This is a genomic window from Streptomyces lincolnensis (genome assembly GCF_001685355.1).
Classification (GTDB): domain Bacteria; phylum Actinomycetota; class Actinomycetes; order Streptomycetales; family Streptomycetaceae; genus Streptomyces; species Streptomyces lincolnensis.
Map to the genome: position 1 here is coordinate 6395542 of NZ_CP016438.1, position 25393 is coordinate 6420934.

Annotated in this window: 24 protein-coding genes; 11 read left to right on the forward strand and 13 right to left on the reverse strand. The window is 68.6% G+C overall.

Annotation, left to right across the window (positions count from 1 at the left end):
- The first annotated feature begins 6 nt into the window (after positions 1-6).
- From SLINC_RS28615 to SLINC_RS28625, 3 genes are all read left to right on the forward strand, one after another.
- Positions 7-1485 (forward strand): GntP family permease, encoded by a 1479-nt coding sequence (locus SLINC_RS28615; protein WP_067438644.1) that lies wholly within the window; start codon positions 7-9, stop codon positions 1483-1485.
- Between the two features lie 147 nt (positions 1486-1632).
- Complete coding sequence (locus tag SLINC_RS28620) at positions 1633-2349, forward strand: hypothetical protein (RefSeq protein WP_067438647.1); 717 nt, start codon at positions 1633-1635, stop codon at positions 2347-2349.
- Positions 2350-2397: 48 nt separating this feature from the next.
- Positions 2398-2790: a hypothetical protein gene (locus SLINC_RS28625; RefSeq protein ID WP_067438650.1), complete on the forward strand. Its 393-nt coding sequence runs from the start codon at positions 2398-2400 to the stop codon at positions 2788-2790.
- Positions 2791-2851: 61 nt separating this feature from the next.
- On the opposite strand, the gene SLINC_RS28630 is transcribed toward SLINC_RS28625, so the two are convergent.
- Positions 2852-4186, reverse strand: coding sequence for a M14 family metallopeptidase (locus tag SLINC_RS28630; RefSeq protein ID WP_067438653.1), 1335 nt, complete (start codon positions 4184-4186; stop codon positions 2852-2854).
- A gap of 286 nt (positions 4187-4472) precedes the next feature.
- On the opposite strand from SLINC_RS28630, the gene SLINC_RS28635 reads away from it, so the two are divergent.
- From SLINC_RS28635 to SLINC_RS28655, 5 genes are all read left to right on the forward strand, one after another.
- The gene (locus SLINC_RS28635) at positions 4473-7064 is read left to right on the forward strand and encodes a LuxR C-terminal-related transcriptional regulator (RefSeq protein ID WP_067438655.1); all 2592 of its coding nucleotides are present in this window, start codon (positions 4473-4475) and stop codon (positions 7062-7064) included.
- A 231-nt stretch (positions 7065-7295) separates the two neighbouring features.
- Positions 7296-8198 carry an MEDS domain-containing protein gene (locus SLINC_RS28640; RefSeq protein ID WP_067438658.1) on the forward strand — a complete coding sequence of 301 codons (903 nt, stop codon included), beginning with the start codon at positions 7296-7298 and terminating at the stop codon, positions 8196-8198.
- Positions 8199-8265: 67 nt separating this feature from the next.
- Positions 8266-8748 carry an ATP-binding protein gene (locus SLINC_RS28645; protein WP_079164764.1) on the forward strand — a complete coding sequence of 161 codons (483 nt, stop codon included), beginning with the start codon at positions 8266-8268 and terminating at the stop codon, positions 8746-8748.
- A gap of 109 nt (positions 8749-8857) precedes the next feature.
- A complete protein-coding gene (locus tag SLINC_RS28650; RefSeq protein WP_067438661.1) occupies positions 8858-10168 on the forward strand; it encodes an Nramp family divalent metal transporter in 1311 nt (436 codons plus the stop codon).
- A 74-nt stretch (positions 10169-10242) separates the two neighbouring features.
- On the forward strand, positions 10243-10608 hold the full coding sequence (locus SLINC_RS28655; RefSeq protein WP_067438664.1) for a hypothetical protein: 366 nt from the start codon (positions 10243-10245) through the stop codon (positions 10606-10608).
- Here the strand turns inward: SLINC_RS28655 and SLINC_RS28660 are convergent, their stop codons facing one another.
- The 8 genes from SLINC_RS28660 to SLINC_RS28690 form a co-directional block, all read right to left on the reverse strand.
- A complete protein-coding gene (locus SLINC_RS28660; RefSeq protein ID WP_067438667.1) occupies positions 10609-11217 on the reverse strand; it encodes a Uma2 family endonuclease in 609 nt (202 codons plus the stop codon).
- Between the two features lie 49 nt (positions 11218-11266).
- Entirely contained in the window at positions 11267-12157 is an 891-nt protein-coding gene (locus tag SLINC_RS28665) for a helix-turn-helix domain-containing protein (RefSeq protein ID WP_182449214.1), read from the reverse strand.
- Positions 12158-12458: 301 nt separating this feature from the next.
- Positions 12459-12743 (reverse strand): hypothetical protein, encoded by a 285-nt coding sequence (locus SLINC_RS28670; protein ID WP_067438672.1) that lies wholly within the window; start codon positions 12741-12743, stop codon positions 12459-12461.
- A 51-nt stretch (positions 12744-12794) separates the two neighbouring features.
- The gene (locus SLINC_RS28675) at positions 12795-14048 is read right to left on the reverse strand and encodes a DUF1266 domain-containing protein (RefSeq protein ID WP_067438675.1); all 1254 of its coding nucleotides are present in this window, start codon (positions 14046-14048) and stop codon (positions 12795-12797) included.
- 37 nt (positions 14049-14085) lie between these two features.
- Positions 14086-14520, reverse strand: coding sequence for an SMI1/KNR4 family protein (locus SLINC_RS46305; protein WP_079164765.1), 435 nt, complete (start codon positions 14518-14520; stop codon positions 14086-14088).
- Positions 14521-14541: 21 nt separating this feature from the next.
- Positions 14542-19260 (reverse strand): putative T7SS-secreted protein, encoded by a 4719-nt coding sequence (locus SLINC_RS28680; protein ID WP_079164766.1) that lies wholly within the window; start codon positions 19258-19260, stop codon positions 14542-14544.
- On the reverse strand, positions 19260-19967 hold the full coding sequence (locus SLINC_RS28685; RefSeq protein ID WP_067438678.1) for a hypothetical protein: 708 nt from the start codon (positions 19965-19967) through the stop codon (positions 19260-19262). The genes SLINC_RS28680 and SLINC_RS28685 overlap by 1 nt, the downstream gene beginning before the upstream one ends.
- Positions 19964-20539, reverse strand: a complete 576-nt coding sequence (locus tag SLINC_RS28690) for a hypothetical protein (RefSeq protein ID WP_067438681.1) — start codon at positions 20537-20539, stop codon at positions 19964-19966. Before SLINC_RS28690 ends, SLINC_RS28685 begins: the two co-directional genes overlap by 4 nt.
- Positions 20540-20723: 184 nt before the next feature.
- Between SLINC_RS28690 and SLINC_RS28695 the strand changes: the two genes are divergently transcribed.
- The 3 genes from SLINC_RS28695 to SLINC_RS28705 all read left to right on the forward strand — a co-directional run bounded on the left by SLINC_RS28695 (position 20724) and on the right by SLINC_RS28705 (position 22940).
- Entirely contained in the window at positions 20724-21176 is a 453-nt protein-coding gene (locus tag SLINC_RS28695; RefSeq protein ID WP_067438684.1) for a hypothetical protein, read from the forward strand.
- Between the two features lie 508 nt (positions 21177-21684).
- The gene (locus SLINC_RS49490; RefSeq protein WP_225988508.1) at positions 21685-21903 is read left to right on the forward strand and encodes an RHS repeat-associated core domain-containing protein; all 219 of its coding nucleotides are present in this window, start codon (positions 21685-21687) and stop codon (positions 21901-21903) included.
- A 746-nt stretch (positions 21904-22649) separates the two neighbouring features.
- Positions 22650-22940, forward strand: coding sequence for a hypothetical protein (locus tag SLINC_RS28705; RefSeq protein ID WP_067438689.1), 291 nt, complete (start codon positions 22650-22652; stop codon positions 22938-22940).
- Positions 22941-23487: 547 nt separating this feature from the next.
- Here SLINC_RS28705 and SLINC_RS28710 read toward each other — a convergent pair.
- From SLINC_RS28710 to SLINC_RS28725, 4 genes are all read right to left on the reverse strand, one after another.
- Entirely contained in the window at positions 23488-24279 is a 792-nt protein-coding gene (locus SLINC_RS28710) for a 2-phosphosulfolactate phosphatase (protein WP_182449215.1), read from the reverse strand.
- A 66-nt stretch (positions 24280-24345) separates the two neighbouring features.
- Complete coding sequence (locus tag SLINC_RS28715) at positions 24346-24693, reverse strand: DUF6247 family protein (protein ID WP_067438692.1); 348 nt, start codon at positions 24691-24693, stop codon at positions 24346-24348.
- A 29-nt stretch (positions 24694-24722) separates the two neighbouring features.
- Complete coding sequence (locus tag SLINC_RS28720; RefSeq protein WP_067438695.1) at positions 24723-25040, reverse strand: hypothetical protein; 318 nt, start codon at positions 25038-25040, stop codon at positions 24723-24725.
- The gene (locus SLINC_RS28725) at positions 25040-25312 is read right to left on the reverse strand and encodes a hypothetical protein (protein WP_067438698.1); all 273 of its coding nucleotides are present in this window, start codon (positions 25310-25312) and stop codon (positions 25040-25042) included. Before SLINC_RS28725 ends, SLINC_RS28720 begins: the two co-directional genes overlap by 1 nt.
- Between the last annotated feature and the right edge of the window lie 81 nt (positions 25313-25393).

The following is a 25393-nucleotide window of genomic DNA, read 5'->3' on the forward strand; positions in this document are numbered from 1 at the left end:
CCCCTCATGTCCCTTCCGCTCGCGGCGACCGCCCCCGCCGAGACCCCACCCCACACCGGAGGCCTGCTCCTCTGGATCGACGGCACCGCAGGGCTGCTGACGGTCGCCGCCATCGGTATCGCCCTGCTGCTCTTCCTGATCATCAAGGCCCGTCTCCAGCCCTTCGTCGCCCTCCTGGCCGTCTCCATAGCCGTCGGCCTGCTCGCCGGTCTGTCGGTCACCGAACTCTTCGGCACGGTCCAGCGCTCGGACGCCGTCTCCACCATCGAGTCCGGCATGGGCGGCATCCTCGGCCATGTCGCGATCATCATCGGCCTGGGCACCATGCTCGGTGCGATCCTCGAAGTCAGCGGCGGCGCCGAGGTGCTGGCGTCCAGACTGCTCGGGGTGTTCGGCGAGAAGCGGGCACCCCTCGCGATGGGCATGACCGGCCTCATCTTCGGCATCCCGGTCTTCTTCGACGTCGGCATCTTCGTCCTCGCGCCGATCGTCTACGCGGCGGCCAAGCGCAGCGGCAAGTCGATCCTGCTCTACTGCCTTCCGCTCCTCGCCGGTCTGTCCATGACCCACGCCTTCCTGCCCCCGCACCCCGGCCCGGTCGCCGCGGCCGGACTCCTCCACGTCGACCTCGGCTGGGTCATCCTCATGGGCGTCGTCTGCGGCATCCCGGCCGTGCTCGCCGCCTGGGCGTTCTCCGCCTGGATCGGCCGCCGCATCTTCGTCGCCGTACCGCAGGACATGGTCGAGGCGGCGGAGGAGGCCAGGCTCGCGGTCGTCAACGAGCAGCGCGAGCAGGGCGTCGCGCCCCGCGAGGAGCCGGTGCCGCTCGGCACGGTCCTCGGCATCATCGGCACCCCGCTGATCCTGATCCTCGCGGCCACCTTCTCCTCGATCGCCCTGGACCCCTCCACCGGCCGCTCGGTGATCGAGTTCTTCGGCCACCCCTTCGTGGCCCTCACCCTCGCCCTGCTCCTCGCGTACTACCTCCTCGGCATCCGCCGCGGCTGGTCCCGCAAGTCCCTGGAGACGGTGTCGACCGCCTCCCTCAAGCCGGTCGGCAACATCCTCCTCGTGGTCGGCGCGGGCGGTGTCTTCGGCGCGATCCTCAAGGCCAGCGGTGTCGCCCAGGCGCTGTCCGACACCTTCAACGACGTCGGCCTGCCGATCATCGTCCTGTCGTACCTGATCTCGGTCGTCCTGCGCGTCGCCCAGGGCTCCGCGACGGTCGCCATCGTCACGACCGCCGGCATCGTCGCCCCGCTCCTGGCCGCGGGCGACCACTCCCAGGCCTTCGTCGCCCTCGTCATCATGGCGATCTCCGCCGGCTCCATCTTCGCCTCCCACGTCAACGACGGCGGCTTCTGGATGGTCGCCAAGTACTTCGGCATCAGCGAACGCGACACCCTCAAGACGTGGACCGTCCTGGAGACGGTGCTGTCGGTGGTGGGGTTCGTGGTGGCGGCGGTGCTCAGCCTGTTCGTCTAGGGCCGCGGCTCGCGGCACCCCGGTTCCCCCGCAAGGGGATCAGGCGTGACAAAACGAACGGGGGTGCCGTGTGCCGGGTGTAGGCGTCTCATAACGAAAGTGGGGGCGACTGTGTCCGGCACAGGTTTGTCGACCATACTGCCCGCTGTGGAGCAGCGCATTGGTTCGAGCAGCCAGCCCCTGGAAGGCGCCGGATTCGACCCGGCCTTCATCCCCGGGCTCACCTCACCCGTGTCCGGCGCGGGGGCCGACGCCAAGGCGTCGGACACGCCCGAGAGCGAGGCCGCGGGGCCGGAGAAGGCCGCGGCGGCCGACTCCGGGGAGCCCGCGGAGACGGCCGTAGCGGCGGAGGAGGAGAAGACCGAGGCGGCCGAGGAACCCGCGGAAGCCGGTGAAGCCATCGCAGCCGGTGAAGCCGAGGAGGCTGAATCGGCCGAGGAGGCTGAAGAGACGGTTCCCGAGGGGCCCGTCTTCGAGGTCTCCGACCGCCGCGCGAAGATCGTCGCCGACCACCGTGGCGTACGGCTCGCCCTGGACGACCAGGCCTGCGAGTTCCGCTGGGACGAGATCGGCGCCGTCGAGACGGAGACCGCCCGCTTCGGCAAGCGGTTCACCATCACCGTGCACACCCCCGACCGCCGCTGGTACCCCATCGAGATCGAGGCGAGCTCGCGGTCGCGCTTCGCCGAGTGGGACGAGCGGTTGGACGCGGTGCTCGACGCGTACTTCGAGGACGGCGCCGACGAGGACGCCGTAGCCGAAGAGGACGCCGTGGCGGACGACGCAGACGCGGAGACGGCGGCGAAGTCGGAAAAGCTGGAAAAGACGGAGAAGCCGGAGAAGTCTGAGAAGAACGCCGACTGAGTACGCGTACTCACGCTCCCGCCGACGCCCCCATGACACGGTGAGGGCATGACGAGGAACACCGCCCGTTGGTGCAAGGGCACGGTCGTGTCGGCGGTCGCGGCCATGGTCTGCTTCGCGAGCTGGGAGCGTCTGCTGAAGTGGGCGGAGGCCGTCGCGGCGGCCGAACCCGGGTCCATCGGCGCCGGGTGGGCGCAGGCCCTGCTGGCGACCTGCACGGGCGTCCTGGCGATGCCGCTCCTGCTGTGGGCGGGCATGCGCCTGCTCGGCGAACGCGGCACCCGGGTCCTGGCCCTGGCCGGCGGGGCGGCCTGGTGGTTCATCGGGACCCACGTGGTCGAGGGCACCCGGATCGACGACACCGACACCGCGCTGCTGCTGGCCGTGTTCGCGCTGCTCGGCGGTGTGCTGTGCCTGGCCCGGCCGACGACGGACGGGTGAGCGGCGAGAGGGGCGCCGGGAGGTGAACCCCCCGGCGCCGGCCTGCCGTACTACCGACTGCCTAGGCGCAGTACTGGGCCTGCTTGCCGATGGACCGGTACATGCAGTCCGCGTTCTCCAGCAGTTGGAGCACCGCGTCCCGGTTGCGGGACGTCTCCCGCTCGATGACCTCGTCGGGCGGGTAGAAACCGCCGCCCCCGCTGGAGGAGGGGTACATCTCGAAGGTGTAGCCGAAGATCTTGTGCGTACCCCAGAGGTAGTCGTCGATCGACCCGTCGGTGATGTACAGGTCGCTCGACTGCTCCGCCGTGTAGCCGTTGCTCGCGGCCATCTTCTGTCCGACCGTCGCGAAGGCGTTCCGGTCGTCCGCCGTCATCCCCGTCGTCGTGTCGGCGGTGGTGTACCCGAAGGGCCACAGCACCAGTTCGCTGTACGTGTGGAAGTCGACGCCCGCCTTGATCTGCTGGGTGCCGCCCACGATCCGGCTGCGGACGAAGTCGGCGACCACCTTCACCTCGGTCGCGGACTCGGCGGCCGAACCCCGGTACGTGTCGGAGGACGGTGACCCGGACGAGCCGCCGCAGCAGCCCCACCGGTAGTTCCAGTTGCGGTTCATGTCCGTACCGACGTACGAGGAACCGGAGTTGGGCTGCCGGTTCTTGCGCCACGACCGGTAGGAGCCGCTGGCGATGTCGTACTCGCCGCCGTCGGGGTTGAGGTCCGGGATGATCCAGATCTCGCGGCCGTTGACCATGTTGGTGACGCGGGAGTCGGAACCGTAGCCGGCGCCCAGTTCGCGGATGAGGTACAGCGCCATCTCGACGGTGAGGTGCTCGCGGGCGTGCTGGTGGTGGGTGAACAGCACCTCCGGCTCGGCCTCGTCGCTCGCCACGTTGTCGCTGATCTTGATCGCGACGATGTCCCGGCCCTGGTACGACTTGCCGATCACGCGCCGGCTCATGATGTTCGGGTAGGCGGAGAGCCGCGTGGTGATCTCCGCGTTCATCTCGGCGTAGTTGTGGTAGCGGGAGTCGGCGGAGGGGAAGTCGAGGAGCCGTACGTCGTCCTCGCCGTTCGACCGGTCCGGCACCGCGCCCATCGGCGTGACGTCGTAGCCCTGCTGCCGGAGCTTCTTGACCTGGTCCGCGCGTCCGGAGACGTAGACGGAGTGGTCGTCGGCGTCGTCCACCGTGACACCGGATCGCTGAAGTGCCGTACGGGACTTGGAGTCCGAGTGCATGTGCACTTCGTACTGGCGGATGTCGTCGGCCGAGGGGACGGGCTTCGCGGCGCTGTCCGCGTTCGCGGAGAGGGGGGCCGCGAGGGTGAGGGCGAGGACGGCGGCGAACGCGGCGTAGCGTCTGCGGCCGCCCGAGCCGCGTATGCGGAGTCGCATGAAGTCTCCTAGGGGTGGGGGGTGGTTCAGCGACGTACGGGCCGTGCGGGTGCGGGTGCGGGTGTGCCGCTTATCGTCTGCTTATGGCATGAGCAGGTCAAGAGTGAATAAAGACGCGGTGGCTTGAAATGTTCCGTCCCCGCAGGCGGCCGCGCAGTGTACGCGTCACCGCCTCCCCCGTGGTGCCCCTCGGCCAAGTCCACTCCCAGGTGTGACCAGCACGTGCATATATGTAGAGCCGGGGAGAGAGTGAGGATCTCGGAACGCACCCACAGGACGGCTGATCATGGGCGGATCAGCGCCACGACGGGACCACCTCCTGCCGGTCGAGACGACCAGCTTCGTCGACCGGCGCCACGAACAGGCGCAGGGCCGCGAGCTGTTGGCCCGCGCCCGGCTGGTCACGCTCACCGGACCCGGCGGCGTCGGCAAGACCCGTCTCGCCGCACGCGTCGCGGCCCGGGTCCAACGCGCCTTCCCCGACGGCGTCCGCTTCGTGCACCTGGCCGGGCTGCACGACCCGGCCCTCGTCCCGCTCGCCGTCGCCGACGCCCTGGGTCTGCACGACCACTCCGCCCGGCCACCCCTGGCCGCCCTGGTGGAGCACGTACGCGACCAGCGCCTGCTCCTCGTCGTCGACAACTGCGAACACCTGCTGACCGCCTGCGCCGAACTCGCCACCGCCCTGCTGCGCGGCACCACCGGCGTCCGGGTCCTCGCCACCAGCCGCCACCGCCTCGGCCTCACCGAGGAACACCTCCTGGACGTACGGCCGTTGCCCGTCCCGGACCCGGACGGCGACCTCTCCGCCGCCGACGGCTACCCGGCCCTCGCCCTCTTCGCCGACCGCGCCGCCGCCGTCGACCCCGGTTTCCAGCTCACCGCCGCCAACCGCGCCGCCGTGGCCCGCCTGTGCCAACGCCTCGACGGACTCCCGCTAGCCATCGAACTCGCCGCCGTCCGCATGCGCGTCCTCGGCGTCGAACAACTCCTGGAACGCCTCGACGACCGCTACCGCCTCCTCACCTCCGGCAGCCCCACCGTCCTGCCCCGCCACCAGACGCTGCGCGCCGCCGTCGACTGGAGCCACGAACTGTGCACCGAGCGCGAGCGGTTGGTCTGGGCCCGGCTCTCCGTCCCGGCCGGCGGCTTCGACCTGGAGACCGCCGAGGCCGTGTGCGCCGACGGCGAGCAGGTGCTGTCGTACGACGTCCTCGAAGCCGTCGCCGGCCTCGTCGACAAGTCCGTCCTGTGCCGCGAACCCGGCCCCGACGGCGTCCGCTACCGCCTCCTCGACACCCTGCGCCACTACGGCCTGTCCCGCCTCCGCGCCCGCGAGGGCGAGGAACTCGCCACCCGCCGCCGCCACCGCGACTGGATGCAGGAACGCGCCGCGGCCTGCGAACGGGCGTGGTTCGGCCCGCGACAACGGGAGATCGTGACGCGGCTGCGGGCGGATCAGGACAACTTGCGGGTGGCGTTGGAGTTCGGTTGTGCGGGTGCGGGTGCGGGTGCGGGTGCGGGTGCGGGTGCGGGTGCGGGTGCGGGTGCGGGGCTGACGGACGGTCGGGGTGCGGGGGTTGGGGACGGGCGAGGCGTGGGGGAGGCGGAGGGCGGTGGCGCCGCGAGCTTCCCCGCCCGGGTTCCTGCCTCGGCCCCCGCTCCGGCCTCGGCCCCCGCTCCGGCCTCCGCCCACGCCCTGGTCTCCGCCCCGGATCCCGCCTCCGCCTCCCCCACCGACCGCCTGGCCGGCCTGCGGCTCGCCGGCACCCTCTGGTTCTACTGGCACGCGTGCGGTGCGCCGCGTGAGGGGCGGTACTGGCTGGACCGGGCGCTGGAGGCCAACCCCGAGCCGACGCGGGAGCGGGCCCGGGGACTGTGGGTCGCGGGGCTGCTGGCGGGCTGCCCCGAGGACCTCACCCGGGGCAGGCGCCGGGCCGAGGAGGCCCGCGCCCTGGCCCACCGCCTCGGTGACGCGGCCGAGGCGGCCCACGCCGACTACGCCATCGGCGTCATCCGCCTCTTCGCCGACGACCTCCCGGCCGCGCTGACCCACTTCGAGGCCTCCGTCGCCCGCGGCCGCGTCCCCGGCCAGCACCTCAGCCTCGTCGGCCTCGACCAGGTCGAACTCGCCTGCGCGCTCGGCTTCCTGGGCGAGGCGGACCGTGCCGTACAGATCTGCGAACAGGCCCTGCGCCTGTGCGAGGCACACGGAGAGCAGTGGGTGCGCTCCTACGTCCTGCGGATGCTCGCCCTCGCCCACACCGTGAAACGCGACTGGCCGCGCGCCGAACGGCACGCCCGCGAGGCCCTCCGCCTCAAACTCGCCGTCAACGACACCCTCGGCATCGCCCTCACCCTCGACCTGGCCGCGCTCATCGCCACGGAGGGCGGCGCCCACGAACGCGCGGCCGTCCTGCTCGGCGGCGCCGACCACGTCTGGACCGCCGTGGACCGCGACCGCTGGGGCTCACGGACGCTGTGCGCCACCCGCCACGACAGCGAACAGCGCGTCCTCTCCGCGATCGGCCGCGCCGCCTTCACCGCCTGCTACGACCGCGGCGCCGGCCTCGCCCTCCCCGAGATCGTCGGCTACGCCCTCCAGGAACCGGGTCTCCCCGACCACCCGCCCACCCCGTCCCCGTCGCAGGACGCCCCACCCGTCCACCTCACCCGCCGCGAGGCCCAGGTCGCCGAACTCGTCGCCCAAGGTCTCGCCAACCAACAGATCGCCGACCGCCTCGTGATCGCCCGCCGCACCGCCGAAGGCCATGTCGAACGCATCCTCACCAAACTCGGCTTCCACAACCGCAGCCAGATCGCCACGTGGGTTACGGCCCAACGGGTTGCCGCGCAGCCTGGACCGCGGCGGTCGTAGTGCCGTGTCCGGTCGACGCGCGCCTGCGGGCCGACGCGGACTGGTCGCGCAATTCCGCCGCCATTCCTGCGGGCAATCGTGCCGCCTAGGGCGGCACCCGTCCCACAGAAAGGCGGCACCCCGCAAGCGCGGGCAAGCGAATCCCACCCCCCCCAGCCCCCCCGAGCACAGCCCAACCAACAGCACCCAGCCCGACCCCAGACCCCCGCCCCCCAACCCCCAGGAACCCTCATGCCCACCCCCTTCACCCACCGCATGACCACCTACGGCGCAGACGACGAATTCCTCACCGCAGCCCTCCCCTTCCTCACAGAAGCCCTGTCCACCCCCGATGAACCCCCACCCGTAGCCATCGCCGCCCCCGACAAACTCGACCTCCTCCGAGAAGCCCTGGGCAACGACATCAAGCACATCGCCCTCATCCCCAGCACGGACTGGTACACCGGCTCCGCGGCCAACGCCGTGGCGCAAAGCGCCGACTACCTGGCCACCCACGCCGGCCCCGGCGGCCGAGCCCACCTCCTCATGGAACCCGTGTGGAACGGCCGAGCAGGCCGCGACCCCCGCGAAACCGCGGAGTGGATCCGCTACGAGGCCCTCGCCAACCTCCTCTTCGCCCCGTTCGCGACCACAGCCCTGTGCGCCTACGACACCCGCACGGCGCCCCCCACCGTCATCGAGGCGGCCCGCCGCACCCACCCCGACACCGACGCCTACGAGGACCCGGCCCGCATCACGGCCGAACTGGACGCCGTACCGCTCCCCCCACCCCCGCCCGACGCCCACCCCCTCACCGGTCCGACCACCACCGCGGCCACCGCGACGGCCGTACGCCAATGGGCCCGCGCCCGCGGACTCCCCGTGGCGGACGCCGAGTTGTTCACGGAGGCGATCACCGCGGCGAGCAGCACCCTCGGCCCGGTCACCGACGCTCTCCTGTGGGGCGAGGCCCCGTCCTGCGTGTGCGAACTGCGTACGACCCGCCGCGTGGACGACCCCCTCGCCGGTTTCGTCCCGCCCCCCACCGCCGAACTGGACCCCGACCAGGGCCTGTGGTTCACCCGCCAGGTCTGCGCGTACGTCGACATCCGCGACCACCCCACGGGCGCGACGGTCCGCCTCCAATATGCGTAGCCGTACAGGTAAGGAATCAGGTAGTCCTCCCCGTGTCCCACGGCCCGCGCAAGGACACCCTGACACCATGCTGCAACTCTCCGGGGCAGCCCTCCCGGACCCCGACCCCCGGTACGGCGCGTACCCGCAGCCGCCCCTGGGCGCGGGCCACATGAGCGTCGAGTACGACCCCCGCCCCTCGGCCGTCCGCGAGGCCCGCGCGGAGGTGCGACGGCAGTTGGAGAAATGGGGCCTGACCGACCACGAGGACATACTCGACGCGGCGGAACTCCTGGTCAGCGAACTGGCCACGAACGCCCTGCTGCACTCCGCGAGCCGCTTCCGCCTCACCCTGACGGCCGCCCACGGCACCCTGCGCTGCGAGGTCGCCGACCACGGCCGCCGTACGCCACAGGTACTGGAGGCGGGCACCTCGGAGAGCGGCCGCGGGATGTTCCTCGTCGCCGCCCTGGCCCGCCGCTGGGGCTGCCACCAGGACGGCCCCGGCAAGACGGTCTGGTTCGAGCTGGGCACCTGCGGCTCCGACGACTGCGGCCGGAGACGGCCGTAGCGCGAAGGCCCCGGCGGAACCGCCCAGCCGCCGGGGCCGGGAGCACCACCGGTTTCCTTCACCGCACGCCCTCTTGTGCCCCGCCCCTCTTTACGCTTTCTTGATCCGCATGGCGGACACCACGGGCAACACAACGACAGGCGCGGCCCCTTCGGCACCGCGAAAGTCCAGTTGGAAGTACATCGGCCCCGGCATCGTCGTGGCCGCGACGGGCGTCGGCGCGGGCGACCTCGTCGCCACCCTCATCGCGGGCAGCAACTTCGGCTACACCCTCCTGTGGGCCGCGGTCCTCGGCTGCCTGGTCAAGATCTCCCTCGCCGAGGCGGCCGGCCGCTGGCACCTCTCCACCGGCCGCACCCTGTTCGACGGCTGGGCGAGCCTGGGCCGCTGGACGACGTGGTTCTTCATCGTCTACGTCGTGATCTGGGGCTTCGTCTACGGCGCGGCGGCGATGTCGTCGAGCGCGCTCCCCCTCCAGGCCCTGTTCCCGGACGTCATGGGCCTGAAGTGGTGGGCGATCGCCTGTGGCCTGGTCGGCCTGGTCTTCGTCTGGTTCAACAAGTACGAGGTCTTCGAGAAGGTCATGACGGTCCTGGTGGGCGTCATGTTCGTCGTCACGGTCTACCTGGCGATCCGGGTCACCCCGAACCTCGGCCACGCCTTCGCGGGCCTGCTCCCCGTCCTGCCGGACGAGAAGGACTCCGTCCTCAACACCCTCGGCCTGATCGGCGGCGTGGGCGGCACGATCACCCTCGCCGCCTACGGCTACTGGGTCAACGCCAAGGGCTGGACCAACACCGGCTGGATGAAGGTGATGCGCCTGGACAACCGCGTCGCCTACGCCACCACCGGCATCTTCGTCGTGGCCATGCTCTTCGTCGGCGCGGAACTGCTCCACTCCGCGAACGTCGCGATCGCGAGCGGCGACAAGGGCCTCATCCAGCTCAGCGACATCCTGGAGGACAAGTACGGCACGGCCACGGCGAAGTTCTTCCTGATCGGCTTCTTCGCCACGTCCTTCACGTCCCTCATCGGCGTCTGGCACGGCGTGAGCCTGATGTTCGCCGACTTCGTCGCCCGCTATCGGAAGCGCGGCGAGGTGAAGGGCGAGGAGGTCGCCTCCGGCGCGCGCGAGAAGTCCTGGCCCTTCCGCGCCTACCTGCTCTGGCTGACCTTCCCCCCGATCATCCTCCTCTTCCAGGGCCAGCCCTTCCGCCTGATCATCCTCTACGGCGTCCTCGGCGCCGCCTTCCTCCCCTTCCTGGCCGGCACCCTGATCTGGCTCCTCAACTCCTCCCGCGTACCGACCGAATGGCGCAACGGCCTCCTCAGCAACGCCATGCTGGCCATCGCGGGCCTGCTCTTCCTGGTCCTGTGCGTGAAGCAGATCTGGGACCAGCCGTGGGCGGACTTCTTCTAGCCGGATCCTGAACCGGGGCCGGGTCCTGAGGGCGAGATACCCTCAGGACCCACCGAACCCAGGCCCCAAGGACGATGACCACCCACCCCCAGCCGTACGGCAACCAGCCACCGCCCCCACCGCCCCCGGGCTTCGGCCCGCCCCCACAACTACACTTGACGGGCCCGGAGTTCATGGCGGTCGACCGCCGCAACTCGATCGTGGTGGACGCGGAGGGCGTGACCTTCGAGATCAACGACATCTCGGCCGACTTCCCCTGGCCCGAGATCCGCAGCGTCCACTACAAGCCCGGCCCGTCCGGCAGACACCTCATGATGGCCGTCGTCCACCTCGACGGCACCTTCTACGAGTGCGTGGTCGAGGCGAAACCGAGGACCCGTCTGACGGAGTGGCTGGCCCACCTGGGAGCCGTCCTCGGCCACTACCGCCCGATGGGCTGATCAGGCCCCGGCTGCCGGGTCCTGGTAGCGCGGCAGCCCGTCCGTGGAGATCGTCCAGTCGCCGATGGTGACATCCTCGCCGTAGACGAAGTCCTTACGGGTGGCGTAACGGGGGCCTTCGGGCGTGGCGTGGATGTCGGTGAGGACGGCGCCGGTGCCGGTGCGGGGGTCGAAGATCGCGTAGGCCGGGATGCCGATCAGGGGATAGTCGCGCACCTTGCTCACCCAGTCGTTGTCCGGGTTCGAGCGGGAGACGATCTCGATGGCGGCGAGGAGTGTGCGGGGGTCGAAGGAGCCCGGAACGTCCATGTCCGACAGAGCGATCACCATCACGTCGGGCCGACGCATGATTCCCTCGGCTTCGTCCTCGACGTCGGGCTCCCCGGTGTGGGCCACGATTTCTTCCGGCATCACCTTTTCGAGGCGTCTGCGGAGATGCACGGTGGTCAGCTCATGCGGGCCGACGGGCGCCATCATGTCGTGGACGATCCCTTCCTTGGTGACTTCGAGCTTGCCGGGCAGAGAGTCGTCCGTGGACTGAACGAAATCCCGCATGGCCTTGTACCGATGGGAGGCGCCCTGTCGCGCGTTGCCTGAGGCGATGGTCATGGCGCTCGCTCCTCGTCTGTGCCCAGGGGCAAGGATCGTCACGTTCATGCTAGGCGGCCTCGGAGCGATCGGGTCGGCAGCCGCGACAGCGCCCGGGGGCGGGGGCACGGAAGGCACGGTCGCAGCCGTCGCAGTTCCGAAGCGGATGGCGTACGTCGGGCGGCGGCCCCGCGCTCCGGAAGGCCGGCGGAGGCGGCAGCTGAGCGGCCAGCCGGTGCGCCAGCAGCGCGGCAGGCCGCCGCAGCCCCTCGGAAGGAAGATCGCTGGTCAGCGCTTGCCGCACGGCGCTGACACTGACGTCACGCTCAAGCCAGGCGGCGACGCCGTTGGCGAGGTGGCCGGTGTCCCGGGCGGACAGGAGCAGCCGGGGATCAAGCCGCCGGAGCCCGATGAGGAGGTCGGTGGCGGTCTGGAGCAGGGCGGGGGCGGGGTGGGCCGGATGTGGTACGGCGGGGAGGGGGCGCGGAGGGCGCCGCCCGAGAGCCGAAGCAGCCGGAGAAACCGGAGAAAGGCGTCCTGCGGACAGTGGCTTCGGCTGGTCGCTGTGCTGATTGCCCGGCTGATTGCAGGAGACCGTGCGGGTGACGATACGGCCGCCTGAGACGCGGGTGCGCTCGCGACGCAGATAGCCGTGGGCCTCCAGCTCACGCAGGGCGGCGGCGATACGGGTGGCCCCCTCGGGAAACCGGACGGTCAGGGTCTTGATGTCGACGCGAGCACCGCTGGGCAGCGACTGGATGTACACGGCCAGCCCGATCGCCAGCCCCGACAGCTCCGGGTGCTGCGCGAGGTGGTTGCCGATCACCGTGAAGCGGGCGGTGTGACGGCTGTTGTCGTGCACGAGCCCGCCACCGGTGTCGGGGCGCCGCCGGTTCGGGTGCTTGTTGGCGCCAACGCGGGACTGGGCGTGCGGGGGCACGCTAGGGTTTTCGGTATCCATCGGGAAGCCCTTTACTTCCTTGATGGTCAGGCCCTCGCACTGGGATTGCAGTCCCGGCGAGGGCCGTCGCATGTCTGCGGTTGTGTCGCGCCGAGCGTAGGGCAGGCAACCGGTGCGAAATCCACCTGAGTTGGAGATGTTCACCCGCGCGAGTGAGAGCGTCCTGCGGGGTAGAGGGTGGGGTTTGGTGGGGGTCCTTTCACCCTCTCGTTCCTTGGGAAGACCTCCCGCCCCATCGGAGCACCCCCGACCGAAGCAGGGCACTCCGCGCTCCGGTCAAAACGACGGCCGGCAGCAGCGCTCAGTCTCCGAACTCGGCATCCAACCGAGCGGCCCAGTCACCGTGTTCGAGCCCGGAACCCATCAGAACGTCCCGGAAGTCCACCTGGGCCAGGTTCGCCATGGCGAGAAGCTGATCCACGTCTCCCGCCGCGTGCAGCAGAACAGCCGCGACGATCCTCTCCGCCCCGTCACTCCCCACTCCCCGACCGTCCACGACCCCCAACAGCACCTCCTCGACGGCCTGCCGGTCCTGCTCGGCGTAGTCCCTGGAGACGCGCCGTGTGATGCGTGAGCTGAGTGTCACGGTGAGCTGGCCATTTCATGGTCGAGGCACAGTCCGTCAAGGACGGGACATCTACCGGAAGGGAATGTTGAGCCAAGGGCTACCGGAGTCGGACATCAGGATCCGATGGGCGTCGACCATCTCGGTGTACCAATCCCCGAACTCCTCGTCGTCGAAGTGCAGACAACGACCGAGAATGTAACCGGCGGAGAAGTCCGGCCACGACTTGTACGACAGCGCCGCGCTACGCCCCGCCCGGATGACGGCTGCCTCAGCCTCCTCCAAGGTCCCGAACCGGGCCCCGAGTCCCCACCGCGCCATCTTCGAGGCCCTTCCGAGATCCCAGGCGTCCACGGAAGAGACGTACCGCTTGTCGTCGAGCACCCCGTCGGCACGCATGCGGGCCTCGTACCGCGCGATACGTCCGATCAGCCGCTGCACACCCACGATCCGGGCCTCGGTCTCGGACTCCGGCCGTGGCTCGGTCTTTGTCGCACCGTCCTCGGTGATCACGACGGACCCCTCGGAATTGGCGCGGATGACATTGGCGGCGGCCTGCCGCCAGTACCCCACGTCCACATGCCCACCGAAGTCACGCGCAATGGTCCGGCGCAGCTGGAGAGCGAACTCCCACACACCACTGTGCGATTCACAGGCCAGCAGGCCGGCCAAGGCGGACAGCCACTCCGCACGCGTGGTGATACCCCACCACTCACGGAGCAGCTTGCGTTCGTTGGGATAACCCGTTCCGTGCCAGGCCACGGCGTTCCAGAAGGAGCCGTTGTTCACACAGAGCAGAGCGCCACAGGCGAGTCCGTGCGCGACCGGACCGTGCAGTGGACCCCCTACGTGAAGAGCGCGCAGCACATGCTTCGGGTCGGGATCGCCGACGCGTGGGTCGTACTGGGACCATGCGGCCGAATTCGGTGGGGCCGTCGGGAGGAACGCCTCACACGGACTTCCGGGGTTGACCACGATGAACGGAGGATCGGTCGGCCGCCACACCGTCGCGAACCAACCCAGGCGCTCCCTGTCGAATACCCGATCCGGTTCCGGCGCGGGCAACATCCCCGCGGTGTACACGGCCCAGACCTGACCTCCGGTGCGCAGATCATGCCCGAACACGGGGAAAGTCCCACCGGGCTCGGCATCCGCCTTGTCCCGTCGTATCTCGAAGTACAGCCGGTTCTGCGCGAGCGTGGTGAAGTAAGCCGCCCAGTCCTCCCGCCCCTTGGCCTCCAACAGCGCCCGCTCGATCGCGGTCGGCGGGGTCCACGCGGGCCCGCTGGAGGAACCGAAGCCGACCGGTGGAGGCCCGAATGACATGCCTGATCCTTCGTATCCGGTGTGGTGCGGGTTGATGCTACTGCCGATACCAGTCATCTCCGCCACTAGCCAGAGCATCTCGGAGGAACCTCTCCAGCGAAGGTGAGATCCATGTGCGACTGTCCGTCTCGTGATCCCAGACGAATACGTCATCTCGCTCAGGCGTTCGCACGAATGCGAACTGGTCTCCCCCTCCGTTGTCGCCAAAGAACATCAGTGAATCAAATGGCATATACAGTGCTTTGAGTTGTTCGCTGCGACGGAAATCCAAATTTTCTGTGAGAATCCTTTCGGAGGTCCAGATAAATTCTGTCCCGTACTGGGCTGCAATTCCGTCGGTCTCTGTGAGCAGCGCTCGAAGGGGGAGTGGAATGGGCTGCCCGAGTCGCTCTTCAATGTCCGAGAGGGAGGCTGCGATTGCAGGGTCGTGCAACTCGACATCGGTAAATTCCATGGCCAGTTCACGCCACATTACTTACACCATCCCTGGTCTTTATCTTATGCGTGGATTGAACCAATGGCCGAGCATATCATCCACGGCTGTTGCATGGTTCAGCACTTCCTGTCGCGTCGCATTCGGATGCGCTTCGTAGAATCGGTTCCACGATACACGTATTTCACTCAAGTGGACTCGACTGTTTATGTCACCCTTTGGAATTCCTCGAAGATTTTCCAGGGAGTGAATTTCGTTGGGTGTGAACAATCCGGGATAGCGTCGAAGAACCTGTTGCTCGATGGCGTGATGGACCACCACTTCGCCCTCGAGTTTCGGGTGAGCGGTAAAGAAGGTCTTCTTGTAATTGTGACTCACGGCATTCCCGACCGACGCTTCTTCGCGAGTAGGAACGTTCTTCCCCAGTACGGTTTCCTTGTTCGCGGTCGCATTTTTCTCTGCATCATCGCAAGGCGTCAGACCGAGAGGGTCTATCCAGGCATGAGGGTTGTGGACGTAAGCGGTCGGGTTGGGCGCGGGGGCGAGCCCGAGTGGATCGGGGGTGAGGTAGCGGGCTGTTTCCGGGTCGTAGTGCCGGAAGTAGTTGTAGTGGAGGCCGGTTTCGGGGTCGTAGTACTGGCCGGGGAAACGGAGAGGGGTGTAGGCGGTGCTGTCGGTGGCCCAGGCTGTGGTGCCCCAGAGGGTGCTGCGGGTGTGCCAGGCGATTTCGCCGTCTTCGTCGATGAGTTCGTTCGGGGTGCCGACGAGGTCGGTGACGATGGCGAAGAAGCGGGAGTCGATTTCGTCCTGGGGGGCGTCCGCAGCCGTGATGCGTTCCGTCTGAGCGATCGGACGCAGACCCTGGTGGTCCCAGGTGAGCGTGATCGGGTTCGGGAGCTTTGGTGACGTCGTCGTCTGCTCGCAGAGGGTGGTGCCGTCCCAGGTGAACAGCACCTGCTCGATGACCGTTTCGCCGTCCTCCGCCAAGCGCAGTTTCGACGTACGGCGGCCCAGCGGGTCATAGGTGTAGCGCCAGCGTGTGCCGTCCGGGGTCGTCACCGAGGTCAGGCGGTCCTCGGTGTCCCATTCGTAGCGCCAGGTGTCCGGCTTGCGGGACAGGCGGGTCTTCTGCCGGAGAGTGATGCGGCCGAGGGCGTCGTGTTCGTAGCGGACGTTGCCTGCGCGGGTGATGCGGGTGCCCGTGTACTCGCGGAGACCGATCGCTTCTTCGCCCGGGTGGGTGTCGGGCCAGGATGCCTGGGTCTGGTTGCCGGCCGCGTCGTAGGCGTAGGTCTCGGTCCAGTTCGCCGCGTGGACGGCCGTGACGCGGCCGGACGGGTCCAGGCTGAAGCGGCGGGAGCCGGAGAGGTGGTCGTCGATGCCGATCAGGTTGCCGTCGGCGCGGTACGTGTATGTACGGGACTGCACGGTGTGGTTGCCCGCGCCCGTCACCGACTGGGTGGTCAGGCGCCCGAGTTCGTCGAAACCGTGCGTGAGGGTGACCGTCTCGCCGATCTGGCGTGCCAGTTCGCGACCCGCGGCGTCGTAGGTGAAGTCGATGGAACGGCCGGAGGCCACCATGCCGGTACGGCGGCCGGCCGCGTCGTACGACCAGGTCGTCGTCGCACCGGCGGGTGTCCTGCGGCCGGTACGGCGGCCCAGATCGTCGTAGGTGTACGTCACTTCACGGCCGTCGACCGTCTCCGAGTGCAGGCGTCCGAACTGATCCCGCAGCAACGTCAGGGTGGTGCCGTCAGGGCCCGTTGCCTGGGCGAGTTCGTCCGTCATGTCGTACGCGTACGTCGTGATCTGGCCTGCCGCGTCCTTGCGGACCAGCTGTCCCAGCTCGTTGCGTTCGAAGGCCACGACCTCGCCGAGCGCGTTCGAGCGAGAGGCCATGCGGCCCGCCGAGTCGTAGGCGTAGGTCAGTACGCGGTCATCGAAGTCGGTCTCCGACACCAGCCGCCCAGCGGGGTCGTAGGTATAAGTCCACGACAGGCCTTGTGGGTTGGTGACCTTGCCGAGGCGCAGTTCCGTGTCGTGCTCGAACTCGTAGCGGACGCCGTCGGGGCCGGTGCGTGCGGTCAGCAGGTCGAAGTGCGTGTACTCGAAGCGGGTGACTCCGCCCAGCGGGTCGGTGTGATGGGTGCAGTTGCCCTCACCGTCGTATGTCCAGGACTCCGTCGCGCCGTCCGCGGCGGTCCGGCGGGCAATGCGGCCCTCCACCGTCCACTCCAGGCGTGTCACCGCTCCGGTGGGTTCTGTGATGGCGACGGGGCGGCCGAAGGCGTCCCGCTCGTACGCCGTCACCGCCCCCACGGGATCCGTGATGGTGACGGGGAGACCGGCCCGGTCGCAGCGGATCGTCGTCGTATGGCCCAAGGGGTCGACCACTGTGGCCAGGTGGCCTGCCTCGTCATACGTGAAGCGGGTGGTCCGGCCCGCCGGGTCCGTCAGCGAGGTGCGGTTGCCGCGCGCGTCGTACGTCTGGCGGATGACGGTGCCGTCGGGATTCACTGCCTTCACCGGAAGGCCGAGATCGTTGTACTCGGCTCGTGCCTCGCGGCCGTCAGGCCGTCGGAGGGAGATCACGTTGCCCGACTCGTCGTAGCGGAACGACGTGGTGTGGCCGAGGGAATCGGTGCGGGCCAAGAGGCGGTTGCGGCGGTCGCGTTGGAGCTGGGTGGTCGCTCCCGTCTCGTCGACCTCGGCCGTCACCTGCATGTGGTCGTTGATCAGGAAGCGGGCGGTGTGTCCGAGGGAGTCGGTGATGGTGGTGACTCGTTGGCCGGTTTCCGGGTCGGTCGTGTCGTAGGTGAAGGTGGAGTGCTGGTGGCCGGCCTCGCCTTCCTGGTGGACGCAGCGGTCCTGGTCGTCGTAGACGTACTTGAAGCGGCTGCCGTTGGTGTCGGTCCATGAGGTGATACGGCCCTGGTCGTCACAGCCGAAGCGGAGTGGACGTCCCGAAGAGTTGGTCACCTCGGTGAGGTGGCCGTGGGTGTAGCCGTATCGGACTATCTCCTGGTCCGAGCCGTCGGGTGCCGCCCCCGCCAGATACAGGCCGGTTATTCGGCCGTCCAGGGCGGTGAGTTTCAGGTGGCGTCCGCAGCTGCGGCGGATGCCGAGGGGTGTGCCGTCGGTGGCGTACTCGAAGGTCAGCCAGGCGCCGTTGCGGTCGTCGATCTGTTCGAGGAGGGAGAGATCCTCGGACCGGTCGGTGAAGTGCCAGGTCCGGAGCGTTTCCGGATCGGTGATCGTGTAGCCGTCGTCCTCGCGGTCCAGAGGCCAGCGCGGGCCGTGGGAAGGAAGCACCGGGAGACCGGGGGCGGGATGCGGATACGACAGCAGCAGGCCGTCCTCGGCGACGAAGACGACGCCCTCGGAGTCGATCTCCAGACGCTGGTCGATGGTGGACGACCAGGTGGGCCCGAACCAGCCTCCGGCCCTGTAGGACGACTCGAAGGAGCGCTTGAAGACGAGGGGCAGCGAGCCGGGGAGGGACACGTCGGTCTGCGGGAGGACCATGGTGCCTGTGGCGACATCGACGGGGTCCTTTATGCAGAGCTTTTCGCCGGGACGTCGGCTGGTGGCCGCCGGCGCTTCCTCCGCGCCTTGACGCGCGGCGCGTTGGGCCGCCGATTCCGCCGCCTCCTCCGCACCCGCCTTCAGCCCGGCCCGTGCGCCGCCTCGGGCCAGTCCTAGGCCTTTGCCTCCGACGAGTTCGGGGATGAGGCGGCCGATGCCTTCGGCGGGGTCTTTCTTGAAGCCGTCCCACATGGATTTGAGGGTGCGGTCGGGGTGCAGGCCGGCGGAGGTGAGGCCGGAGAGGGTCATGCTGACGTTTTGGAGGTACTGGGCGGGGTGGGTGAGGTTGTAGCCGTCGGCGGGGTTGAGGCCGCGGACGAAGGTGACCACGCCGGCGGTGCCTTTGACCACGCCGCCCACGACGTGGGTGAGTTCGGTGCCGGCGGAGAGGTAGCCGTCGGTGAGGTTTGAGCCGATCTGGGTCAGGAGGGGTGGCTCGGCGGGGGCGTGGGCCAGGGCGGCGCGGAGGGAGGCGGCGGCGGTGCGGCCGGCGGCGTTTCGCTGGCGGCGGGCCTCGGCGAGGATCTCCTGGGCGCGTTGGATGTCGGCGGCGCCGGGGTCGGTGAAGGGTCCGGGGCGGGGGCCGGGCTCCTCGTTCGCTGTGACCTTGGTGTTGTAGGCGTCGACGCGCTTGTTGTACGCCTTCATCCCCTGTTCGGACGCCTGGGTGCCCTTGGCATGCAGGTCGATGGCCTCCCGGGCCTGGGCCAGGGCCCAGGCGACGGTGTCGGCGAAGTCGTCCAGCGCCTTGCCGGCCGTGTCGCAGGCGTCGGCCGCGTGCAGCCACTTGGGGGGATGCATCGCGAAGGTGTCGCGGAAGGCGTCGGCGGCCTGGCCCTTCCAGTGCGAGGAGTCCAGCTTGCGCATGCCCTCGCCGACCGTGTCGAAGGCTGTGCCAAAGTCCTTCAGATGGGAGGCGGAGGACCGGATCGCTGTCGGGTTGCCGTGGATGAGGTCGTAGGGCTGGTCGCTGTCGCCGAGCTGCTTCTCGCCGGGGGTGGCGCCGAGGTCGGAGGCGAGTTTGTCCCCGACGTAGGAGATGACCTGGGCGGTGTCGTCGGCACCGATGTAGTCCAGGCCCTCGGCCAGGGCGTCCGAGCCCTTGTCGACACCTTCGCCGACCGTCTTGGTGACGGCGTGGCCGACGTCTTCGAGCTTGCCCAGGCCGGAGTTGACGATGTCGCCGAGGCCCATCAGCGGCTCTCCCCAGTCGCCGTCCCGGTGCCGGTGTCGTTGGCGTCCTGGTCGGGCTGCTGGCCCGCCGCCTGAGCCCGTTCCTCGGGTGAGGGGCCCGCCACCTCGTCCACCAGCGCCTCGTACTGCTCGTCGGAGGCGCCCGTCGACTCCTGGATGTTCAGCGGGCTGGGGATCGGCCCGGCCATCATCTGCGAGGTGAGCGCGTCGCGTTGGACGTCCTTCCAGCCCTGCGCGCTGGTGTCCCAGGCCTGTTCGAAGGACTCCTTGCTGTAGTCCGGGTTCTTCATGGACTCCAGACCGCTGGTGGCGATGTCGCCCCACGACTGCTTGGCGGCCTCGTCCTCGGAGAGATACGGGTTGCCGGCCACCGAGTTCGCGGCGACCTTCAGCATGCCGTCGACGTACTGGTCCGTCTCGTGCAGCGTTCCGGCCGCCAGGCCCACCTGGTGCGCGAAGAGGTTGCCCTCCTCGACCAGCGCCCGCACCCCCCACTCCCAGCGCTCGCAGAACGACGCCAACGCCGACTGGAGATCCTCGTGGCCCAACTCCAGCCCGGACAACGCCAGATTCGCAAACCCCCGGCCCTGCCCGGCGAAGCTGTCCACGCCGAGTTCCTTCAACTCGCCCAGCGTCAGATTGATGCCCCTGGCTATCCCGTCCAGGCCGTGCGCCTTGATGTCCTTGCCGTCGCCGCCCGCGCTCACCGGGACTCCTCCCCGCCGTCCTCCGCATGCCCGTCTACGGCCGCCGCGTCCGGCACGATCCCCACCACCGGCGGGAACAGCACCCCCTGGCCGTCCCCGCTCCCCACATCCAGCGCCACCCCGCACGGCACCCCCGCCGCCGGCACCCCCGCATCCAGCAACCGCGCGCCCAGCACCCGCCGATACACCCACTCCCGCCCACCTTCCCCCCTTGCGAACGCGAACCGCGCCAGCGCCGGTTCATCGGAGAAGGCATAGATCCAGCGAACGCCGCCCCACTCACCGACCAGCGGGTCCTCGTCCTCGTCGACCGGTACGAGGACCGGGGTGCGGCGGAACTCACCGAGCAGAACGGCGAATTCGCGACGACGGCGCGCCACCTCGTCCGGGACCTCTCGGGGAGCATCGACCATGGCCAGCGGTCCGGCCACCGGGGCGGACGGCGCCTGCGGCGGAGGCGCGGCACTGCCGTCTTCGTCCAACTGCCCGCCCGCCGCGGCCATCTCCGCGTACTCGGCCAGCCGCGACCTGCGCACCCGCCCCTCCGGGCCGCCACCCTCCGCCTCGATCATGCCCGGGATCATCACATCGACGTATTGTCGGAAGCAACGTGGATCGCCGTGGCGTGGCCGGTTTTGGCCAGCTGTTGGGCATTGATTTCTGGAGCACCTCTACGTCTTGCCAGCTTCTGTTGTGTCGGTTCCAGAAGCCGGCGATACGGTCGCCCTCGCGAGACACGCAGGGAAGGAGCCGCTCGTGATCACAGACCCGACGATCATCCGGATCGGCCAGGCGGTGCAGCTCGGCCATGGCGGCGAACGGGAGGCCGCGCGCCTCCTGTTCACGGAGATCTGGGACGAGATCGGCGGCGAGCAAGCCGACCCCCTGCACCGCTGCACACTCGCGCACGCGATGGCCGACGTGCAGGACGACGTGCACGAGGAGCTGGTCTGGGACCAGCGGGCGCTGGCAGCCGCCGACCTGCTGACCGGCGCGCGAGTGGCGGATGCCGGGGTGACCCTTCCGGTGGCCGTCCTGTACCCGTCGCTCCACCTGAACTTGAGCGAGTGCTACCGCAAGTTGGGCGATCTCGACTGTGCCCGTGAGCACCTCCGGCAGGCGCAGGCGGCGATCGGGGCGCTCGGCGATGACGAGTACGGGCGGCTGATCAGGGGTGGCCTGGAGGAGGTTGCCCAGCGGCTGCGTTGATCCGGCGTCGATCGACGCCCGGCCGCAAGGCGTCCTACGCCTACGACAGCCAGGAGCGGCTGTTCTACGCGCTGGAGGCCGACTCGGCCGGCGCCCGCACTAATGAGACCTGGACCGACCACAGACAGCTGTCCGGCATCACGCACGGCGGCACGAACTCCGGTCTGGCCCAGGCCGGAACGGACAACTCCGAGCGCACCAAGCTGGGTTCGACGTGGTTCCACCACACCGCGCTGGGGCTGGCGTCCACGACCACTGGCGGTGTGGACACCGGATTCATCCGTGAACTCGGGGGCACCTTGAACTCCATGACGACTGGGGGGAAGTCCTCCTGCTACCTCACCGACGCCACCGGGAACGTGCTGGGCCTGGTCGACGACGCGAGGCAAGCGCACCCACACCCACACCTACGGCCCGACGGGTCTGCCGCGCACGACACCGACGGAGGCGGTCCCGCAGCCGTTCCGCTACAGCGGTGCCTACCTGGACCCCGAGGGGCCTGTACAAGATGGGCGCCTGTTATTACGACCCCCAACTCGGCCGCTTCACGCAGCCCGACCCCTCAGGGCAGGAGACCAATCCCTACCTCTACGCCGCAGGCGACTTCATCAACAATGCCGACCTCACAGGACTCGCCTGGTCCTCGAAAATTGCGAATTTCGCGAAGACCAAAGAGCCGCATGGCAAGACACAGATAACTCGCTCAAGGACGAGGCGAGCGATCTGAACAGCTGTTTCAATCCATATGCGTGGGTCACGGAGTGAGAGATCACTGATGGAAACCACACGACGGGAGACCGCGTGGGCGAAGACTGCCCTCTTGGTCACATTCTGTCTCGCACTGCTTCTCAATCTGGCAGAGGCACTGTGGGATCCCGACGGACAGCCATGGCTCATCCTGCGTATCGCGATGTCGGTGCTGTTCATTGTCACCCTCGCGGGATGCATAGCCTTGTGGTTACGGCAGCGTCGCAGTGACACTGCCGTCTGACCGCCAGAAACCCAAGCCACTGCAAGATGCATGCTCGGCTTTGCGCCCACCGTCACTAATCAGAGGGAGAAGGTGAAAGTATGGGAAATGTGGGAGGTGTGGATATGCATGGCGGCTTTCTGCTCATCATTGCCATCTCCGTGACGGTGATCGTACGTACAGTGCGACGTCGTAACAGAGGCTGACTGTGCCTGGCTTGCCTGCTTCGCCATCGCGGATACGGAGGAATGAGCATGGGGCCGGAGAGCGTCACCCACGCCGACAGAACCCGTAGGAACCTGAGGTGGGGGACTATTGCCAGTGTCTCCTGTGTCTTGTTCCTGATCTACCTTATAGTGGCACAAGGGATGACTGAAGCTTGGGTCGGTCTGGTCATCTTGGGCGCACTCTGGGCTCTTGTAGTTTGGCGCTTCAAGGGGGTCGGCTTTAAAGGCCTTCCTCCTCAACGCTGAGACCGTGTTGTCGACCCTACGCGCACTGAAGTGCTCACCGACGACCCGGCCGCCGTGGAGCGGCAGGCTCAGGCCCGCACATCTCCACACCAGGAGGTTTGGATGCGCATCTTCCTCTCGGCTTTCGGCATCCTCGCAGGCCTTGGGCTCATCATCTACAGCAAGAAATTCGCACGCGCCGCCACGAATCAGCGCAACGTTTTCGGCAGGGCGAATGCATCCGCCGGGGAGTCCACCGTGCGGACGGGTCCGCTGATCGTAGGAGTCTTCCTCATCATCATCGGGGTCCTCGCGGCCACCGGAGTGGCTGGGATCGAATGACCCGCCGGGCGGCCGCCCCGAACGATGGGGACTTGCTGGGGCTGCGTGCGGAGCGGAAGTTGCTGTGGCAGCCTCAGCGACACTGGGAGGCTACGCGATTTCATGGAGCGCCGGACAGATTTCCTCCGGCGCTGTTCGTGAAGGTTAAAGAGACCCGGGCCCTGTGCGGGGAATGTCAGCGCCCTGCCGTAGGGACGAGGAAGAAGGGAATCGCACATGCTAAAGGTGGGATGGTCGCTGGAACAACGCGCAGCAGTGAAAAGGTGGATGCTATTCGCCTCCCTTTTCGCGGTGGCTGGAGTAGTCCTGTCGGTATTCCTCATCGTGACAGGAAATTCTGGTGGCTGGGTGGTTCTTGTTATGATGCTATGTATATTCGGAACCGGCTACTTGTTCGTCGGAAATGTCAAAAGTAGGCAGCCTCGGTGACTCGTGGCGAGCAAGCGATGTAAGTGCTCAGCAGATTCGGTGAGCTTGCATGGTTTAAGCTGGCCTGGGATTTCAATTCTGCATACGGCTACCATTAAATTCCGTATGCAGGGTGGCGCTACAGGAATCCTCGCGAAGAAACTGGGCAGGTCTCGATCCCGAAGCGCTGATTCCAGCCTGGCTGGTTCGGGCAGTGGGGGCGGATTGCCGTCTCTCGCCCGTTCTTCGCATCCGGTCGAGTCCGGAGCGGCCGCAGCACTGCCATCTCGTCCTCAAGGCCGAGCTTCATGGCGAAGTCGAAGCGGTCGACCTCCAGGCACAGCTCCACATCGGCGGGGTGGGCGCCGTGGCGTCGCCCGGCGCGCAGGTCTGCGGCGGCGGGGGAGGTGCGGGCGCGGTGCAGGCAAGGGGCGGGGTCGGGTCGGTTCCCGGTCAGGAGTCCGTGCAGGTAATCGGCGCAGGCCAGGTCCTCGGCGGCATGGCCGTCCTCGCCAGTGGCCACGAACGTCACCGAGTCGGCGCCGGCGTCCGCCAGGGCCTGGGCTGTCGCGCCGGCCACGGCGAAACTGGCGCACAGCGCCAATTCCGCCTCGACAACCGCCAAGGCCCCTACCGTCCCCGCGGTGGTCTTCTGGATCACGGTGTGGCCGGTCAAGTCGGCCTCCCGGATCTGGCCAGGTGAGTTGACCAGGTCGAACCCGCTGACCAGTGCCCCGTCCTTGAGTGCGAGCCAGGTCGGGTGACGCGCCTTGATCGCCAGAGCCTCGTCCTGGTCGGCAGCAAGAACGATCTTGGTTGCTCCGCGGTGGAAGGCCCATGCGGCGGTGGTGAACGCCCGCATCACATCGATCACGACGGCCACCTGTTCGGTGCCGTCCACCTCGGGTATTCCGACTACTCGCGCATCCATGCCGGGATCGTCGCAGCGGCCTGAAGCGGCTCACAAGACGCGCTGGCGGTCCCATTGAGGCGTCGATTACCGACCAGGCGCCAGTTCCCGCGCGCCGTAGCGGATGTCCGACACCTCTTCTATGCATGCCTTGGCCACGGCGCAGTCGGTGGTCTCGGCCGCGCGGTGGTAGAGATCGGCCACGTGGGCGTCGAGTTCCGGATCACGCGCGATCGCGTACTCGGCCCACCAGCGAGCCATGAAAGCGGGCAGCGGGCCGATGTCGTAGGTGTCGGCGATCGCCCACTTCCAGTGCTCGTCGAAGTCGGGGAGTAGTTGAGGAGCGTGTTCGGCGATCGCCTCGCGCAGGGCCTTCGGGGTCCGCTCGGGCATGGGTGGGACGGCCGGGGTCGGTTCGGCGATACGGGCGGGCATGATCGGTGAACTCCTTCGACGCGTCGTCGTCACGGCCCGGTGCCCCCGGCTTCCAGCGCGAGCAGCCGCAACCCCCGGGACTCCGCGACGCGCAACGCGTCCGTCAAGCACTCGGCGAGCCGCAGGCCGGCGTAGCGGACCTCGGTGTACGGCGAGGAGGGGTCGTCCAGCACGGTGCGGGCGAGGTCGCGTACGTCGGTGGCTGTGGCCAGCTGGACGGTCTCCATGTCGTCGGCGAGCCGGGAGAGGTAGCCGCCGTTGTGGTCGGTCAGCAGGTAGCAGGGGTTGCCGTCGGAGGACAGCCAGGGCAGGAGTCGGGGTGTGGGGGTGTTCTGCGCGTGTTCCATCAGGCCGCCACCTCCTGCGCGCCGATCAGGTGTCGGTCCAGGTCGATCCCGAAGTCGGCGGCCAGGTAGGGGCGGACCAGGGCGGAGGCGTTGCCGTCGAGGGGGGTGGCGAGGCCGTACGGGGAGCGGTGCCGGGGGAGCTGCGGGGGCCAGGTGTGATGTGGACGTGGGGAAGGGGACGTGGGGAAGGGGACGCGGTGACGCCGTTTCCCGGTGCCGGGGGCGAAGAGGAGGCGCAGCCATTGGAGGGTGCGAGGGATAAGGTCGCGCACGTCGGCGCTCCTAGTAAGCGGTTGGCCGTGCCCCGGGAGGTCTAGCCACCTCGCCGGGGTCTCTCGTCTTCGACGCTACAC